Source organism: Enterobacter cloacae complex sp. SHL021, assembly GCF_049237765.1.
Taxonomy (GTDB): domain Bacteria; phylum Pseudomonadota; class Gammaproteobacteria; order Enterobacterales; family Enterobacteriaceae; genus Enterobacter; species Enterobacter cloacae.
Genome location: NZ_JBMKJG010000028.1, coordinates 49,063 through 67,126 on the forward strand (window position 1 = coordinate 49,063; position 18,064 = coordinate 67,126).

The window sequence follows — 18,064 nt, forward strand, 5'->3', positions numbered from 1 at the left end:
GGGATACATGGTTGATGCCCTGACGGCACTGGTCAACCTGGCCAGTGCGATCCACACCAGTGGTAACCGGTTCATCTTCGCCCTGGCTGTTGTGCTTGGCATTTATGGGGTGATGTTCGCACTGACCAAAGAGGCCCGACTGGCCCGCCAAGTGCCGGGCCACAACGGTACGGGAAAAATCATCGGCGTCGTCATTCTCGGCGGCATGCTGGTAGGGCTGTCCCAGATAATCAATGCCGGGGCCGCCCAGCTCGGCTGGTCTGATGTCACCTTTGATGAGGTCTCGTATGTTTCCACCGACACCTTTGGTCAGGGTGCCGATGCGGCCAATGCCCTGTTGACGCTTCTCCAGACGCTGGGTATAGCCTATGCACTGTCCGGCACACAGCGCATTAAACGTTCACTGAAAGACGGCCACACCGGTCTGTCAGCCGGTGAAGATGTGGGAACCGGCGCCGTGAAATTCATTACCGGGGTGTTTCTTATCTGCGCCCCGACACTGCTCGATGCTATCCAGACCAGCCTCGGTCTGTCTCTCTAGTCTGTCCTCCGCTCTCGCGGAACATTTAAACCAAAACTACCTGTAAGGAGACGTTATGTCTGCAATCTTCGATCGTGTCTTAAAAGCTTCCATCACTGCACATGAGCTGCGCCATTCCATGAAACGTAAATTCACTGCCGGTATGGCAAGCCTGGTGGCGTTAACCCCGCTCAGCGCGCTGGCTGACGGTACCCTGACCGACATGGTTGATGAGGGTGCGAGCGGGATGAGCGATGTGGAAAAAGACGCGCTGGTTTTCGCCGAAGGGGTCGGTGTACTGATCGTGTTTGCGACCATCATTGCCATGAAGAACAAGGAGAAAAGTCCGCACATCACCACCAAAGGCATCATTATCGGCTGGGTTGTCGGGATCTTCCTCATCGGGCTGGGTGAAATCGTTCGCCGTTCGCAGAGCCAGGTGGGCCTGACCGAAGTCACCGTCGGTTCCGGTAGCTAATCATCACAACGGGCAGCCTTCGTGCTGCCCTCCGGAGGTCTCAGTGACACAAAAAGGTGTTGATGATGTCGCCTGGCTGGATGTCAGCGGTGATGACACGCCGCCCTCACCGGTTCAGGTAAATGCTGAATGTTGCTCACGGTGCCGGTGGCCCGCCCGGCGGCTTTTCCGGCTCCGTGAAGCAGAGAACGACGCGGTTTGTGCAGTCTGCTGGATAAGCCACAACCTGGACACGGCCTCAGCACACCAGGGCGACCTGTGCTGGTTACCGGGGCTTCATGCCGCCGACGTCGTGAACCTGCAACGGATCGCCTGTATCGCGACCATCGCCGGCAACAGTCACGCGAAAAAACAGGGGCAGCGGGTACTTCTATGGATGCGCCGCCACAAACGGGAAACCGAACGCGCCTGGGATACGTCCCGCCCGGCTGAATTTGCGGCAGTGATGTCACGCTTACACCCGGACGACCGGCGGGCATTCCGTCAGCGACTGGCAGGCTGTCATCTGGTCCTGCCGGCCACCGTGTTCAGCGATCTCACATTGCTGCTGCCTGCCGGCATGGACGCGGACACCCTGCTGAACACTCTCACACTCCCCAGGCTGTAGGAGCTATACATGTCATTAATGAATGCGGTTGAAGATTTCATCACCTCGGTCAGCCGGCACACGGTTTCGAATGCCATGCCGGACTACTGCGACCTGCGGACCATCGTCAATCTGACGGAGTCAGATCGCAACTTCTATCCGGATATGCAGGTCCCCTTTATCGCCGTTACCGACGCCGGCCATTATGCCTCTACCTTTGAGGTACAGGGTGGCTTCTGTGAAATGGACGAGGACGCCCCCGCCAGTCAGAAATTCAGTTTTGACGGGTTTATCAATAAAGTGGCTACGGCAATGGCCACGGATTTTAAATCGACGGGCCACAAAATCTCGATGGTGATGGAGAATGACCCCAACCAGGGCAAGGCGGAACTGAAGCGCCTGCTGGCACACCAGTACCGCTCCATTGCCCGCACCGGTGTGGGCATGGCGGACATTCTGGATGAAAAGATCGCCAAAATTTCCCCGTGGGTCAGCCGTGAACGCGTCTGGCTGACCTGCTGGACGGGGCGAGAAACCCTTTCGCCTCAGGAGCTGAAAGGCGACATGCGTCGGATCAGCGGACTCGTCAGTAAAGCGCCCGGCACGCAGTTTGGCCAGGTCCCCGCGTTCTCCGAACTGACAGGGCTGAAAATTCGCCATGACGCCTTTCTCAACACGATAAAAACCGCCCTTTTTGACGGGGGGGATGGTCAGCTTATCGACCTGATGGATGTCCATCAGCTCGGTCGGGAAATTCGCCGCCAGGTGGACAGAAAGGGCACCGATGAAACTTACCGGCCGGTACTGGCGTCCGATCGCGTCAGGCCTCACGGAAAACGTAACCGGGAAGACGCTTCACCGCTCTTCGCCCCCTGGCTGAACTACCAGCTCATGGGCGTGGATGCCGACGCCGAAAACAACTTCATTAACATTAACGGCATGTGGCACGCCACGCTCTCCGTGTCGATGGGCCCGCAGCAGCTATTAACCTTCGCCCAGCTGAAAGCCCGCATCCCCCGCTCCGTGCCGTACCGTATTCGCATGGACGTCATGCCGGGAGGACTGAAGAGTCTGTCGTGGAAAGGCACCCTGCTCACGTATACCGCTTATATCCCGCCACTGCGCCCCATCTGGGAAGCGGTGGAAGAACTGAAGAAGCGCGACAGTCACGATCCGGTCTGTGTGATGACGATAGTGGCTTCAACCTGGGGAGAAACGAAGGAAGAGGCAACGCTGAACCTCACCCTGCTGACCAAAGCGTTTCAGGGCTGGGGCGTCTGTGAGGTGACCAGTACGTTTGGTAATCCCTACCGTGCCTGGGCGTCAACGTTACTGGCGGCCCGGACCGGTGGTGGTCCACACAACCTGTATCCACCGCTGAAAGATGCGCTCAGCCTGCTGCCGTTAAGCCGGCCCGCGTCAGCCTGGTCCGATGATGCCTCGATTGTTTTCCCGACCCCTGACGGCAAAATCATTCCGGTGGGGCTGGCGTCAGCTAAGCAGAATAAGCACACCGAGGTGATTGTCGGTGAACCCGGTTCGGGTAAGTCGCTCATCATGAACATGCTCAGCAATGCTATTGTGTGCAACGCCCAGCAAAAACTGCCCTTTATCGCGGTTGTCGATAAGGGCTACAGCGCCCAGGGACAAATCCAGCTTATCCGGGACAGCCTGCCCCCGGAACGCAAGGATGAAGCCATCGGCTGGGCACTGCGCAATCACAGCGATCACTGCCGCAATATGTTTGACATCCAGCTGGGTGCCCGTTACCCCATCGCCCCGGAACTAACCTGGATGAAAAGCATGCTGACCGCGATGTGTATTGACTCCAACACCGGTCTGCCGCCTAACTCCCGCGATATCGACGTCCTGCTGGAGCGGGTGATTACGATGGCCTATCGCGATAAGGATGAAACCAGCCCCAATAAGTTTTCAGACGGCGCATCGCCGGAGATCACCCGGGCGTTAAAAGCGTCCGGCCTCTGGACCCGGTATGACGAGGAATGGTGGGACGACTGTCCCTGGTATGACGTCCGCGACATGCTGTTCAGCGCCGGCTACGTGAAAGAGGCCCAGCTGGCACAGTTCCTCGCCGTACCGGAACTCTCCGACATGAGCGAGTACATCAACAGCCCGGAGATCAAAGCGAGCTTCGGCAACGTCTGTCGTGATAACTCCCAGGAGCTGCTGACAGAGTATGTCGCCCGCGTGATCGGCCAGGCTTGTAACACTTATAAAATGCTGGCCGGCCGGACCCGGTTCATTATTAACCCGGCCACCCGCATTATTGCCATCGACCTGAATAATGTCGTCGGGGATAAAAGTGCCGAAGGGCAGTTGCGTACTGGCATCATGTACCTCTTCGCCGGCCAGGTGAGCGGCGGAGACTTCATCCTGCCGCAGTACCGTAAAGAGCTGATGGCCGCGGTACCGGAGATGTACCGGCCGATGCACATGGAAAAACTGGATCAGCTTGACCAGGAAGTGAAGTCGAAATACTACGACGAACTCCACAACGCTTCGGACGTGCCGTTCATCTTCCCGATGCTGGAAACGCAGGACCGTGAACAGCGTAAATTTGGTATCCGTACCGTGTTGTGCTCACAGTACCTGACCGACTTCCCTGACACGATCCTGAAATCGGCCAACTCGGTGTATCTCATGCACTGCCGCCCCGAAGATGAGCGGGCGCTTGTCGATCACTTCCAGGTACCGGAAGTCACCATCCGGAAGTTCATGCAAATACCGAAAGGCCCGGCCGCTGATGGCAGCGGGACGAGCTTTCTTGCCGTATTCCGCACGAAAGCCGGTCGCATCGCCCACATTCTGAAAAACACCGCGGGCCCGAAAGAACTCTGGGCGCTGAGTTCATCGCCGGGCGACACCGCCCTTCGGGATTATCTGTATGAGGAACTGGATGGCGCCACCGCGCGCGACATTCTGGCGGAAAACTTTGAGCACGGTTCGGCTCAGCGTGTCATTGAATTCCGTCGCAAGAAGGCCGGCGAACAGGACGCCGGGAACGTCACCCGCCATCTCGCCCGGGAAATTATCGAAAAACGCGGTTACCGCCTCTGAGGTGAATCCATGAAACGAAAACTTTTAGCCGCCGCATTGTCCATCGCATGCGGACAGGCTCTTGCTGCCTACCCGGTTAGCGTTGTTTCCAGTGTGCCGATCACAAGCCAGGTTGTGCCCCATCTGACAACGATGCAAACCACGCTGGCAGAAATCCTGACCACCAACACGGAAATCGGCAGCGCCATTACCCAGGCGAGCGATAAAAACACGGCGACCCTGACAGAAGGCTTCCAGGCACAACGTCAGGCGGACAATTTCGGCCGTGAAACCGAACGTCTGGAAAAGGCACGCGCCAGCTTTAGCGTGCCGGACAGCATCTGCAGCGAATCGGCGTCCGGCGTGGCGCATCAGGTTCATAATACTGCCCGGGCCACCGCGTCCTCTCTGGCGTCAGGAAGCGGGATCAGCAACTCGGCCATTCAGAAAGCCGTGGCTTCCGCGCCGGTTCTCCCCGCGCAGGATGATTACCGCAGCGCCGCCATTCACGCGAATTACTGCACCAGTGCCGAATACGCGGTGTATGGCGGCACCGCGCTGTGCCAGTCGGTGTCCTCCGACATGCCTGGCGGTGACATCCAGGTCCAGTCGCTCTATGACGGTGCCGGCGCCGCGGGTAAAGAGCCGGAACTCACCTTCAGTGATGACCAGATCGATGCCGGGATGGCGTACATGCGGAACAGCGCGAAACACAGTCCCGGGCGCACGCTCGGCAAGGGAGAAATCAAGAATGAAACCGGCTGGCAGTACCAGGGCCTGCTGACGCAGTACAAGGCGATTCAGAGTGCCGCCCAGCAACCGCAGTTATCGATGATTGCGGACAGTAAACCCAACAGCAGCACGACCACCGCGCTGAAAGAAGCGCTGGAAAATGCATCCGCCAGGTCGTATTTCGATGACACCGCGTCAGATCTGGCCAAAAGTAACTACCAGATGTCAGCCCGCGAGTTTGAAAGTTTCGAAGTCGGCCGCCGGTATGCCAATACCGATTACCAGGAAGACCTGCAGGCAATGGATGGCGATAACCTGATGCGCGAACTGATCCGGGTACAGTCACTGTCAAATTATCTGCAGCTCGGCATTAAGAACCAGCTCAGGGAAAGCAACATTATCGCCGGCCAGCAACTCGCCCTGGCGGCTGACCGGGAATATCGCCCGCAGCTGCAGGCACTGATGCAGGAAATCAGCGGAGGCGTCGCCAAATGACACACAATGCCCATGATGACCAGACCGAAGCGGCCGGACAGGCGCCGCGTTCAACGGCAGTAAAAAGGGCCCGCAAGGCCCTTTCCTTGTCGGTCTCGATTTTTACGCCCATTAACGACATGCGCCGTATGGGGTCGGACGTCAGCCAGTCCGTGAAGACCAGTATCTCCCGGCTGAAGGCCTTCCGGCGTCAGGCGCGCGAGGAAAAACGCGAGAAGCTGACATTTGAACAGGCTGTCCAGGCCAGTGGCTACAGTCTGCCGCAGCTGCTGTGGAAGTATCGTTTTCTCAAGCGACTGTGGTGGGTGGTCGCCGGACTGTTCCTGGTCCTGACGCCCGTACTGATGAGTATGATATTGCTGACGGCGTCCACCCTGCCCCCGATGACGTTCTGGCGGGCGATTATTTTTGTGGTGATCTTCGCTGCGCTGGCCAGTCTGGCGGCACTGAAAGTGGTGATATGTCAGTACCGCCTCTGGCAGCTGCAGCAACGCCGCGTCAGTGACGAAGAAGGCGGACGCTTCAGCGATTTCCTCCACCACGCACACTGGATCAAAGACGCCCTGAACCCTGTCTGAACGGGTCCCTCTGTTCTTACTCATTTACGCGCAGGCTTTCTATGAAACTATTTAAGCAGCCCCTGCAGGGTCTGTTGCTGCTGCTCATCTCGTTGCCGGCCCTGGCCGATGACGTGACGTACAGCACCATTCGTGACGCTGCTGAAAATTCAAGTGACCTCTCCCGCCAGGCGTTGGTTACCATCTTTGGCGACGTGGTGACGTCGCCCTTTACTTCAACGGATACCACCGTCATCGGTTCCCTGTTCGGCATCCTGAACGGCGTTATCTGTGCCATTGCTCTGTTCTGGTTTCTGACTGTCACCCTCAAAAGCATTGTCAAAGCGGGTAATGCCGGCAAAGTCTTCGGCAGTACGCGCACCGCGATGGCGCCCCTCATGTCCTTTGTCGGGTTCATCACTCTGGTACCGACAACGAGCGGCTGGTCGCTTTCGCAGCTGGTCATGCTCTGGGCGGCCTCCATCATGGGGGTGGGCGGCGCCAACCTGCTGACAAACAAAGCTGTGGATATGATGGATGACGGGTATTCACTGGTCACGCAACCCGTCGCCAGCTCGACGCGGGATGCAGCCCAGCAGATTTTTGAGATGAACCTGTGCAAGTATGCCATCAACGAACAGCTCAGCGGCTTCTACGACGATGCCGGCTCGGCGAGCACGTCAGAGATGAGCACCTCCGGCAGTGACGGCAGTTATGAAACCAGCAACGGCAGCGCCTATTGTGGGACCGCGAAAATCCCCACGACCACGCGCAGCAGCAGCTGGTCGGTCTTGTTTGATTCCGATGTGGATACTGACGCCATCGTCAGCGCACAGAAGTCCGCACTGGATACCATGCAGACGACCCTCGACAGCGCCGCACAGACGTTTGTCAGTACCTATATCAGCAAACGTGATGATGACTCCGGTACGCTGACCGATGCCGAAACCACCATCCAGAATGCAGCAACCGCCTATGAGAACACCATTAACTCCGCGCTCAATCAGATTGACTATGAAGACACCCTGCAGAGCAGTCTGACCAGCAACATGAAAACCTACGGCTGGATCGCCCTGGGTGCCTGGTATCAGACGTTTGCGACCGCGAACGCCAAGACCTCCGACGTAGGTAAATCAGCACCGACCGTCAGCGGGCCGACAGGACTGGGGGAAATGGGCAACACCGACCTCTACCAGCAGGTGTTCGCTGCCTACAACGCCCAGCTGCAGAACAGCAGCTACACTGCAGCACTCGGCACCCAGACCAGCAAGAAAGACATCGAAACGGGGCGGGCAAAAGATCCGAAATCGGTGTTCGTCGGGCTGTTTAACAGCCCGATGCAAAAATTGACCAACTATATTGCGACGAAAAATATCGGACAAACCGATAACAGCAGTGAACAGGTTAATCCATTGCTTAAGATGAAAGCCATCGGGGACTACACCCTAGACACGGTCGGCACGGCCCTGACGGCCTATGTGACCATTCAGGGGTCGATTGCATGGAGCGGTAATAATATCGTGGGACGAATCACGAACGGACTGACCGGCTGGAAAGCTACAGTCGCGGCGGTGGTGCAGGCGCTGTCCCCTCCGTTCTACTTCCTGCTGCTGATCCTGTTCTCGGCGGGCTTCAGCCTGTCTGTGTTGCTGCCGGCGATCCCGTTCATCTACTGGATGACCGGCGTTCTGAACTGGTCCGTCAGCGTGCTGGTTGGCTGTGCCGCCGGCCCGATGTGGTCCGCCACGCACCTGGGCACCGAAGAGGATCGGGGAAGCCGCGCGGCCTACGGCTATGTCTTTCTTATCGACATGATGCTGCGCCCCAGCCTGATGGTGCTGGCCTTCTTTTTTGCCTCTGTAGCTATCGTGGCGGCCGGTACGATCCTGAACCTGCTGTTTGCCTCGGCACTGGCCAACGCACAGATTGACTCCTGGACCGGCCTGTTTACCGCCGTCGGTTGGCTGCTTATCTATGCCAGGATTTGCACCACCGTGGCCACCAAGGTGTTCTCGATGCTGGTCGTCATTCCGGATTACGTCATCGGCTTCCTGGGCGGGCGTGAAGGGGCCTCACTGTTCAGCGGCCTGAGCGATTCGGTCTCGAATATCTTTGCCGGCGTCGGGCGTACGGTTAACCCTGGCCGTATCCCGGGAATGGATGCTAAAGAGCGTACTCCCGGGGACAAAGATGGATTTAAGGGGTGAGAAACTTACTCAGGATCAACAGGTTATGATATAATTTAACCATGAATTAACAATGAGGACTGCTTATGGCAAGCCAGCGGGAACGTACCGGCATGGAGACCTTCGTGTCACTGTTAAAATTCTGGGCCGCGATGATTTATCTCCCGATATGCCTGTTTTTTGCCTTCTTCCACACGATTTCTTCAGAAGATGGTGATGGGGAAATAGCGCTAATATTTTGGGCTCTTTTTGTCGCACCGTTCATCATTCGGCAGTTTACCCTGCAAAAACGCCGCCGCGCCCTGAACAGCGTGGTGGAGGCCGTCAGTGGTGAGGAGTTTATGCCGCAGAAAGGGAACGTCATCATCTCGGGCAACCGGACCTATCTGGGTGTGGATGCCATCCGGGGAACCCTGCTCTACGTCAGTATGCGCCGCAAGGGAGAATACGATGTGATGGGGATGGACATGTCCAGCTGGACGCGGGTGGCGTATAAGGGCGATGTCATCACCCTCAAAACCAAAAACCCGGAACTCCCCAGCGTCAGCGTCGATGCACCGGGCGGTGAGAAATATTCTGCCGCGCTGTATGACGTCATCTGTGCGATGGAGCACCGGCAGTATGCCGACCTGCAGTTCCCTCAGAAGGCCCATGAGCGTGCCCGTACCGCCCGCAAAGAGACCGGTCTGACGGTGTTCAGCTACACCTGATACCCCGTCGCGTTAACGTCCCCTCTGCCATACCGCCCCCGGTTCCCGGGGGCTTTCAGTTTCTGCATCTCTGATCCGCTTATCGTGTTAATGAGGTCCCTATGTCTCAGAACCGTCAGGCCACTTCCGGCCATGATGACGCCTACGGCTTTCTGCTGATCCCTGCCGCCCTCGTGATTATCTGCTGGCTGTGGTTCAGTAAATTTGTATGGGTATCGTGCCTGCTGCTCTACTGGCTCTGGGGGATGGTCGATTTTCAGCGTATCCATCCCTGGGTCGCGGAAAAAATCAACCTGCTGGCCCGTACCGGCAATCACGCCCAGTCTATCTCCTGGCATGACTGGTTCGCCGTGATGAATGAAACGTCCGGCATCCTGCTGATTTTTCTTCTCCCCATCGCCATCAGTGCGCTGGTCGGCATCAAAAACCATCCGTCCCGGCCCATGAAGAGCAAGCGTATCGTCAATATCCACACGCTGCCGCAGATCATGAGCAAATGGTCGCCGGCCATTGTGCCGGTGCTGGCAGAAAGCCGGTCGCCGGACCTGTTAATGAACGATGACGGCCCGGAACGCCGCTGGGCGGAAAAACCGGAAGAGTTCGCCGCCAGGCATGGTCTTATCGCCTCGCGCATACTGGACCGGGAAAAAGCCCGTGACGTTTTTATCTCTCAGCTGGGTACACGGTTGTCTGCCTCTCCGGACACATTGCAGGATTATGAGAAAGCCCTGTTTGCCGTGTTCGGCCTGCAGGTGTTGATGAATGACCGTAAGGCTGCCAAAAAACTGCTGGATGATCTGAACCGCAGCTGCCTCCCGCGCAACCGTAAAGAACGTAAGCGCACGAAAAATCTGTACCGTCCTGATTTTTCCCGAGCAGAAAAAGCCTTTCTGACGGTCTGGCAGGCGGAGGGGATGAAAGAAATCCATGCCACACACCAGTACGTCAGAACGGCTCTCAGCGGCCTGCTGGGCCACGATATTCGCCTACCGCCGTCACAGTATCTCTGGCTGAAGCCCATCGATCGCACGCTCTGGTATGCCCTGCACGGTGCCGATACCGCCAGCGTGTTTGTGGAGGGGGCAGGCGTCATTGCTCAGACGCGTTTTGAAATCGTGGTACGAAAAGAGAAGCTGCCATTGCAGATCGATTATGTCGAATCCGCCATCGACGGGCTGCAGTACGAGCTGGAAGGGCTGGGTCTGGTGCATGAGCGACGCGTGAAAAAAACCGAACGCCGGAAGAAAGCACCTGACTGGTTACCCCCGACGCTCAGCCAGGACAGCTTTACTGACCTCCAGGGCGATGAACCGGAACCTGCAGAAGCAGAACAGCCTGAAGATAATGCTGCTGCAGCGGAGGCGCATCCCGACCAGGACGCCGGGAGACACACCGGGCCGTCCACTCCCCCCCTCACTGATACCGCCTCAGCTGCCGTATCGACCGTTACCACACCTCACGTATCACATGACGCCGCAGCCTGTGAGGCGACGGACGACGATGAACCTGCTTTTATATAAGGCCCCAACGATGATGACTCCGACATTTAATGCCCGTATCTCCGGTAATCACCTGATTGCTTCACTGAATGACGACACACCGATTTTTTCCCTCAATGTGAGTGAGGACCCGAGTTTCTGGATCGAAGGGGGCACGCTGATGGTCAGCCTGAATACCGACAGTAGCCATCCGGTATACCGGGCGCTGGACTACAAAGAGGCAGAACAACTGCTGTCTGTCATTACACGGGTACTCAGCGATCGTAAGCCGAAAATAAAGTGGAAGAAAACCCTCCTGCCCGCGGCTGCGCTGCTGGTTAGCTGTTTTGCCGTCTGGCGTTTTGCGCCTGCAACACCCTCAGCGGGCATGCCGCCGTTCGGACAGGAAGAGCCCCGGAATGCCTCGGAGGAAACAGCCGCAGCGCGCTTCCAGGGACTACCGGAGCTGCGCAACCCTGCGCCGGGTAATCCCTATTTTGGCAACCACACAACACCGAATGCCGACAATGGCCAGCCGATGCCGACAGCTTCCCCTGTCCGGCCCTCAGCAACCCGGCCGGTTTCCGTGGCCAGTCAGGAAACGCTGAGCCCACACATTATGCAGAACCTGCAGAAAGCAGCAGGCCGCGGCTATTTCACCGTCCCCCTGTCTTCCGGACACGAACGGACACTGTACGTTTTTGCCGATCCGGAGTGCCCTAACTGCAAAAACTGGGAGCCGGTCGTCGAAGCATTAGGTAATGAATACAACGTGGTGGTCTTCCCCGTCTCTGCGATTGGTAAAGAGAAATCTGTCCGGAAAATCCAGTCTGTCCTGTATCTGGAGACGGCGCACCGCGCTGCGGCCTGGAAGAAACTGTTTTCGGTTGACGAGGGCATGCTCACCATTGGCAAAAAGAAAACCGGTGACGATCAAAAAGAAGCCCCGGTACAACCCGATTATAAACGCTGGAAAATCGCCGGCGAGGCGCTGGCCATTAACGATGTCGCGTTCAGGCAATACCGTATCCCCGGCACGCCCTGGGTCATTGCCGACGACGGCCGCCATGTACCGCAGTCAACGATGAAAGATCCGGCCACCCTGCGCGCCTTCATGACAGAGCACAGCAACGCGGAGAACTGATATGCAACAGAAGCAGAAACCGGTCGATGCCGCCCGGCTGCAGCGTCAGGTACATCAGAGCATGGTCGAAGAGATGGCGTATCGCACCGGCCCCCTGCTGCTCGCCATTATCGCCATATTTGGTGCGGCAATAGTCTGGCCTGTCCTTCTGTGGGCGGCCATTCCGGTCATGCTGGTCTGGGTCCCGATGTTCATGCTGAATGAATTCCGAATGCCGGCGAGGATGCCAATGGACATGGACAGGCTGGATCCGTCAACGGAAACCATGCGACCCGGCAAACTGCTGGGCTTTCTGCCCGTCACTAAGCTTAACCGGCATATGGAAAAGGCGGCGGGCGTGTTCTATACCGGATACGAACGCACGCTCGATGGCGGCCGTGAGATATGGCTGCGCATGGATGACCTGACGCGCCATCTCATTCTTATGGCCACCACCGGTGCCGGCAAAACCGAGATGTTGCTTGGTTTTGTGTTAAATGCACTGTGTTGGGCGAAAGGGCTGATCTTCTCTGACGGTAAGGCCCAGAATGACGTCTGGTTTGCTGTCGCCTCCCTGTCCCGCCGCTTTGGCCGTGAAGACGATCTGCGGTTGCTGAACTACATCACCGGCGGCCAGAGCCGCTCTCAGCGCCTGCTGGAGAATGACAAATCACGCCAGCAGTCCAATAACACGAACCCGTTTGCGCTGGCCCAGGAAACCTACATCACGCAGCTGATGGATTCCATGATGCCGGAAGCCGGCAACGACCGTACCTGGCAGGAGAAAGCCAAGGGGATGAACCAGGTCCTGACAAAGGCCCTGATTTACAAAAGCCGCAAGGAACAAAAGGTGATGTCGCAGCGGCTGATCCAGGAGTACCTCTCCCTGGATAAGTTCGCGGAGCTCTATCTGCAGGCTGAAGCTGAGGAATGGCACGAAGAAATTCGAACCGGGCTGCGTAATTATCTCTCAACCAGCGTGCCGGGCTTTGATATGAGCCTGATCACCAAGCCATCAGAGTGGTCGCAGGAGGCGCGTAACCAGCATGGTTATCTGACGAGCCAGTACAACCGTATGCTGTCACTCTTCAGCGATACCTATGGCCACGTGTTTTCATCCGGCGCCGGCGATATTGACCTGCGGGATGTGGTCCACAATGACCGTATTCTCGTCATCCTTATCCCGGCACTGGAGCTCTCCGCGTCAGAAGCGCTCACGTTGGGGCGGCTGACAACCTCCCAGCTGGCGATGATCCTGAGCCAGGACCTGGGCGAAAGGATGGAGGGGAAAGCGGAAGACATACTGGTTATCAAAAAATTCAGGGACCGCTTTCCCTTTTTATGGCTGGCAGATGAGGTCGGTTCGTACTACTCCGATACCATCGGTCAGCTGGCCACCCAGGTCCGCTCCCTCGGCTATGCGCTCGTTCTGGCAGGTCAGGACCTGCAGAAGCTCAAAACGGCCGTGGGGGATAAGCTCTGGACGCTGCTCGGCAACATGTTCACCCGCATCTTCGGGACCATCATCGATCCAACTGAAACCGCAGAGTTCGCCGCGAAATCAGCCGGGATGGAATACCAGGCCATTCAGGACAGTATGGAATACCGCGCCGGCGCGATCGGGGGGAGCTATGCCGATACCGGGCGCGTTACGGTCCAGGAGAAACCGAAACTGCCCTTTGATGAACTGCAGGCTTTAAACCAGGGGGAGCAGGCCACGGTCTTCAAAGGGGCCGTCATCCGGAACAACGCCCTGTACATCGCGGATGACGACAAAATCACCGACAAGGACGTCCGCATCAACCGGTTTGTTGAGGTGGAATGGCCAACGTATGACAGCCTGTCTCACCTGCTGCCGGCAAAAGTCCGCCGTGACCGCCCTCGTCCGGCCAGTATCAACCGCATTATGGCCATCGTGAAAAATGACAAGATCAGGCACGCCCCTGACAGCATGATCATTCAGGATGGCGTGCTGTATGCCATTGCAGATGAGGCCATGTATTTCGACGAAGTCGCACCCACGCCCCCCAATACAGTCCAGCGCGCGACGCAGCTGCTCAGCCTCGCCGCCGCTGTACTGACCGAGACCAGAGGCCGTTACCGCGTCGAATACCCGGAGCCGGAAAAACTGTCCGTCAAAAAGGATGAGCTGGAAAAATACCAGCACATTCACCAGTCGGCCGTCACTCAACAGGCTGACGGTTTCTCTTACTGATCTTCGGCCGCCTGCCCGGGTGGCCACGTTCTCAAAGGTATATCCATGTTTAAAAAAATACTGGTAGCAGCCGTGATGGCCACCACACTCTCTTCGTCCCTGTCAGCTATCGCCGCCCCTTCCGTGCAGGTCGGTTTCAGTCCGGAAGGGACCGCACAGGAACTGGTACTGAAGACCATTAACAATGCACAAAGCTCTGTGCGTATGTTGGGATATAACCTTACGGCTGCGGATATTGCGAAAGCACTGGCGTCCGCCAGTCGGCGTGGTGTGGACGTTAAAGTCATCCTGGATAAGAGAGAAAACCAGAACAAATATTCGAAAGCCGCACTCAATATACTGGTGAATGCCGGCGTGAAAGTCCGTCTGACGGATGCCTATAAAATCCACCATGACAAAGTCATCATCATCGACCAGAACACGGTTGAAACCGGCTCGTTCAACTTCACCAAAGCAGCGGAATATACGAATTCAGAAAATGCACTGGTTCTGAATGATATGCCACAGGTGGCCAGCGTCTATCTGGAACACTGGAAGTCCCGCTGGGACACAGGACGTGACTGGAAATCGACGTATTAACAAAGGCAGTTATGTCTGAAAACACACAAAGAAAAAATCCCTGCCGTCATAACGATGTGCAAATCAGGACGCGCGAGTTTGCGCTCATGCTGGGAGTACCAGAGCATGAACTCGGTGTCGCCGCATCCACCACTAATATATTTCGCGGAATACCATTACCGGCGCCGGTAAGTCAGTTAAAGGGAAAGACAAGGCAGTTCTGGCTGTCTGACTGTCTGGATTTTGCCGAACAGTTAAAAGGAACATCCGCAGAAAATAAATAAGCTTAGGCCGTCTGATTATTCAGGCGGCCTTTTTTTATGGCTTGATAGTGTTACAACACACAGTGCTGCTATCGGCAGCGTGGTACACTGACTTGCCTATAGAAACAGGGACTTCAATACGATCTTGAATGCGTTCAGGACTTAGCACTGCAGATTTTTTTGTGAGAAATCATATATATGCGATTATGTCATATATTGCATATATGCGTGGTTTTATTGTGAGCGATCATTCACGGATCTCCTTTTATAAATTGATCCTTGCTACGCAACATGGTAGTTTACAACGGTTTGTAGGAATTACTTGGGTGGGACGTTCCCGGAATAGCGTCCAAAGGGAAGGGGTGATGAATTTACGGCCCCTGAATGCAAAAACCCCCTGAAATCTGCTATCAACTTGGCGGTGGATTCAGAAATCAGGGGGTCCAAAAGCAGGCGCTGGCCTGTGAAGGATTATAGCAAATGCAGATTCTAACACAACCCCCACTCGCCATAAGTTCGGGCGGGTGTGACTGAAACAAGTCTCCATCTTAAAACCCGGCCTACGGGCATACCCAATCAGACCCCTTGCTATAACGTGGCTTCGCGCCGCCGCCGCCGGTTCCTGAACCGGTTGATCCGGTCACTGGCCACGCCTGCGGGGCGTCTGAAAATCACAGCAGAACTGCGCCGCCGCATCCGGTATAACAAGTATTGGGTCAATGAGGCAAACCGGTTCGGACTGGAAACGCTGTGTGAACTGTTGCTGGCCATCCTTGACGATCTTGATTTTAGAGACTGGCAAACCAGACACAACCTGGAAACGCTGGCCGAACGTGCCGGCTTGGCCACGCGCAGTCAATCCGGCCATGTGTCGATCTCCCGTGCCAGCCGGGGCTGTGACCGCTTGGTCTGGCTCAACGCTATCATTACAGAAAAAGCCCCCTTCAATCCTTATGACGCCCGCTGTGCCTGTAAGCACATCGAGGTCACAGAAGATTTCTTTGCCATTCTCGGCGTTCCGCTCAAGCAGGTTTACCGGGAGCGCGCACGGCTGCTGAACGTCGATCAGAATGAAGTCATCCACTCTGGTGATCAGCGGTTAATTGCGATCAAGGTTGAAAACTGGATGCGTAAGGCCGCTGCCGGGTTAGCCAGGATGAAATCAAAGCGTGACGCCGCACGCCAGCTAAAACAAGCCTACTACGCTCTTACACCCGCCTGATTGTTCACGCGAACAACCGCCTTAACTGGCGGGAACTCTGCACGTCTGCAATAAAACCCAGTACAAAAAAACACCATCCAACGGAAACTATTGCCAGCTACCAGGTGAATTTCCCTGCCGGCAGTAACCGGTTTGGCCACATTTGTGTTGCGATGGCCGATAACTGCTGTATACCTTGTGGGTAAGTTACAGTGAAGTGCAAACGGTTCGGTGCAATTACTCTTTTGGTTTATCTTTTAATTACTTACGTAATATAAAAGATAAAACCAAATAAAAAGACATTACTGTTATTCCCTTTGAAAAGTGAATAACCAGAACCAATCGGCGCAAGCGCCTCATAAGTAGCACCCCACGCTCACGCGCGGGGCAAGTGGCTCAGAGCTGAGATCTGCCAGCAGGAAGCGAACCCACCACTGAAAAGCGCCGCCGCCCCCGGCCACAGGCCGGGGAACACCATCGCTTTTAATGATGGATGTTGTAACTAGAACCCGAGCCGCTTTAATTCACACCTCCGGCAGACCCTGTGCAACACGCCCGTAAGCGGTCCTAACGGCCCGCTAACGCGGAGATACGCCCCGACTGCGGCGAAGCCTTGTCGTGACCACTCCGACGGCGCACATCATTTCCTGTGCCGCCTGTCTGCGGGTTATGGCTTAGCAGGGCGAAGTGATGGATTGGTGGAACCTATCAAAACTGATACCGGCTGCGCCGGGCTACGGCGCCATTTACGGAGGTGCAGTATTCAGCGACAGAGGGCGCCTTCATGCGCCTTCGGCGCATTTATTGGGGCCAGTTTGGATATCGAAAATTATTGTACGTTGAGGTCAAAAATCGACCTTAATAGAAAATACAAAAACTTAGGATATTGTTTTTTTATTGATTTATCACCGTCAGCGGGGACTTTTTTCAGCAATATTCTTAAGTGAATAACGTGCTGGAGTCGTACCTGTATGCTGTCGAAAAAACGTGATGAATGCACTGTCGCTGACAAATTCCAGCTGTTGCGCCACATAGCTTAACTGCCATCCGTCACACAGCATTTCCATTGCCTTTAGCAGCCTCCACTGCTGCCGCCAGTTCTGATAATTCATTCCGGTATCTCTGATAAAGACCCGGCTTATCGTGCGCTCAGATGCACCAATCTGTTGGGACAACTGGCCAAGGCGTGGGGGTAATTCGCCCGTACGTACTCCATCCAGCCATAAGTTCAGGCGAGCGTGGCTTTGTTGAATAAATCAGATTTCGGGTAAGTCTCCCCCGTAGCGGGTTGTGTTTTCAGGCAATACGCACGCTTTCAGGCATACCTGCTTTCGTCATTTTGTTCAGCGCTCGTACCAGGGCCATAGCCTCCGCAACCTGACCATCGTAGTCACGCAGCGTCAGTGAACCCCCGAACAGCTGTTTTACCCGGTACATCGCCGTTTCCGCTATCGAGCGACGGTTGTAGTCTGTTGTCCATTTCCACCGCGCATTACTCCCGGTCATTCGCTGATTAGCCACTGCACGGTTACGGTCTGCATATTCACCGGGCCAGTAACCCGCACCTTTTCGGGGAGGGATAAGCGCGCTGATTTTCTTACGCCGCAGTTCATCGTGACAGAGCCGGGTGTCGTAAGCGCCGTCTGCCGATGCTGCCCTGATTTTTCTGTGAGTCTGCCGGATAAGACCCGGGAAGGCTTCTGAGTCCGTCACATTGTTCAGCGACAGGTCTGCACAGATGATTTCATGTGTTTTGCTGTCAACTGCCAGATGCAACTTTCGCCATATACGACGGCGTTCTTTGCCGTGTTTTTTGACTTTCCATTCGCCTTCACCAAAGACCTTCAGCCCGGTGGAATCAATCACCAGATGCGCGATTTCACCCCGGGTGAACGTTTTGAAACT

The 18,064-nt window shown here is 56.0% G+C and carries 15 protein-coding genes and 1 pseudogene; 14 read left to right on the forward strand and 2 right to left on the reverse strand.

Annotated elements, in window-relative coordinates; genetic code table 11:
* The first annotated feature begins 7 nt into the window (after positions 1–7).
* The 14 genes from traQ (at position 8) to ACOTZF_RS22290 (ending at position 16,180) form a co-directional block, all read left to right on the forward strand.
* Positions 8–541 carry a conjugal transfer protein TraQ gene (gene traQ, locus ACOTZF_RS22225; protein WP_032440587.1) on the forward strand — a complete coding sequence of 178 codons (534 nt, stop codon included), beginning with the start codon at positions 8–10 and terminating at the stop codon, positions 539–541.
* A 55-nt stretch (positions 542–596) separates the two neighbouring features.
* On the forward strand, positions 597–998 hold the full coding sequence (locus ACOTZF_RS22230; protein WP_032440588.1) for a DUF6750 family protein: 402 nt from the start codon (positions 597–599) through the stop codon (positions 996–998).
* A 43-nt stretch (positions 999–1,041) separates the two neighbouring features.
* The gene (locus ACOTZF_RS22235; protein ID WP_045325070.1) at positions 1,042–1,605 is read left to right on the forward strand and encodes a hypothetical protein; all 564 of its coding nucleotides are present in this window, start codon (positions 1,042–1,044) and stop codon (positions 1,603–1,605) included.
* A 9-nt stretch (positions 1,606–1,614) separates the two neighbouring features.
* Positions 1,615–4,662, forward strand: a complete 3,048-nt coding sequence (locus tag ACOTZF_RS22240) for a conjugal transfer protein (RefSeq protein WP_032440589.1) — start codon at positions 1,615–1,617, stop codon at positions 4,660–4,662.
* Between the two features lie 9 nt (positions 4,663–4,671).
* A complete protein-coding gene (traW, locus tag ACOTZF_RS22245; RefSeq protein ID WP_032440590.1) occupies positions 4,672–5,868 on the forward strand; it encodes a conjugal transfer protein TraW in 1,197 nt (398 codons plus the stop codon).
* Positions 5,865–6,446 carry a conjugal transfer protein TraX gene (traX, locus tag ACOTZF_RS22250; RefSeq protein ID WP_050597335.1) on the forward strand — a complete coding sequence of 194 codons (582 nt, stop codon included), beginning with the start codon at positions 5,865–5,867 and terminating at the stop codon, positions 6,444–6,446. The genes traW and traX overlap by 4 nt, the downstream gene beginning before the upstream one ends.
* A gap of 41 nt (positions 6,447–6,487) precedes the next feature.
* Positions 6,488–8,632, forward strand: a complete 2,145-nt coding sequence (locus ACOTZF_RS22255) for a DotA/TraY family protein (protein WP_032440591.1) — start codon at positions 6,488–6,490, stop codon at positions 8,630–8,632.
* Positions 8,633–8,697: 65 nt separating this feature from the next.
* Positions 8,698–9,321 carry a plasmid IncI1-type surface exclusion protein ExcA gene (gene excA, locus ACOTZF_RS22260; RefSeq protein WP_032440592.1) on the forward strand — a complete coding sequence of 208 codons (624 nt, stop codon included), beginning with the start codon at positions 8,698–8,700 and terminating at the stop codon, positions 9,319–9,321.
* A gap of 101 nt (positions 9,322–9,422) precedes the next feature.
* A complete protein-coding gene (locus tag ACOTZF_RS22265; protein ID WP_063666705.1) occupies positions 9,423–10,841 on the forward strand; it encodes a hypothetical protein in 1,419 nt (472 codons plus the stop codon).
* 10 nt (positions 10,842–10,851) lie between these two features.
* Positions 10,852–11,943 carry a thioredoxin fold domain-containing protein gene (locus ACOTZF_RS22270; RefSeq protein WP_050597336.1) on the forward strand — a complete coding sequence of 364 codons (1,092 nt, stop codon included), beginning with the start codon at positions 10,852–10,854 and terminating at the stop codon, positions 11,941–11,943.
* Position 11,944: 1 nt separating this feature from the next.
* Complete coding sequence (gene trbC, locus ACOTZF_RS22275) at positions 11,945–14,137, forward strand: F-type conjugative transfer protein TrbC (protein ID WP_032440593.1); 2,193 nt, start codon at positions 11,945–11,947, stop codon at positions 14,135–14,137.
* Positions 14,138–14,182: 45 nt separating this feature from the next.
* Positions 14,183–14,716: a phospholipase D family protein gene (locus ACOTZF_RS22280; protein ID WP_032440594.1), complete on the forward strand. Its 534-nt coding sequence runs from the start codon at positions 14,183–14,185 to the stop codon at positions 14,714–14,716.
* 11 nt (positions 14,717–14,727) lie between these two features.
* Positions 14,728–14,979: a hypothetical protein gene (locus ACOTZF_RS22285; protein ID WP_113394424.1), complete on the forward strand. Its 252-nt coding sequence runs from the start codon at positions 14,728–14,730 to the stop codon at positions 14,977–14,979.
* A 505-nt stretch (positions 14,980–15,484) separates the two neighbouring features.
* On the forward strand, positions 15,485–16,180 hold the full coding sequence (locus ACOTZF_RS22290) for a RepA family replication protein (protein ID WP_254910806.1): 696 nt from the start codon (positions 15,485–15,487) through the stop codon (positions 16,178–16,180).
* An 890-nt stretch (positions 16,181–17,070) separates the two neighbouring features.
* Here the strand turns inward: ACOTZF_RS22290 and ACOTZF_RS22295 are convergent.
* Together ACOTZF_RS22295 and ACOTZF_RS22300 are read right to left on the reverse strand one after the other, a co-directional pair.
* Positions 17,071–17,403, reverse strand: a pseudogene (locus ACOTZF_RS22295) (helix-turn-helix domain-containing protein); the annotation flags it as partial.
* 52 nt (positions 17,404–17,455) lie between these two features.
* On the reverse strand, positions 17,456–18,064 hold a 609-nt coding region (locus ACOTZF_RS22300), incomplete at its 5' end, for an IS5-like element IS903 family transposase (protein ID WP_137910591.1).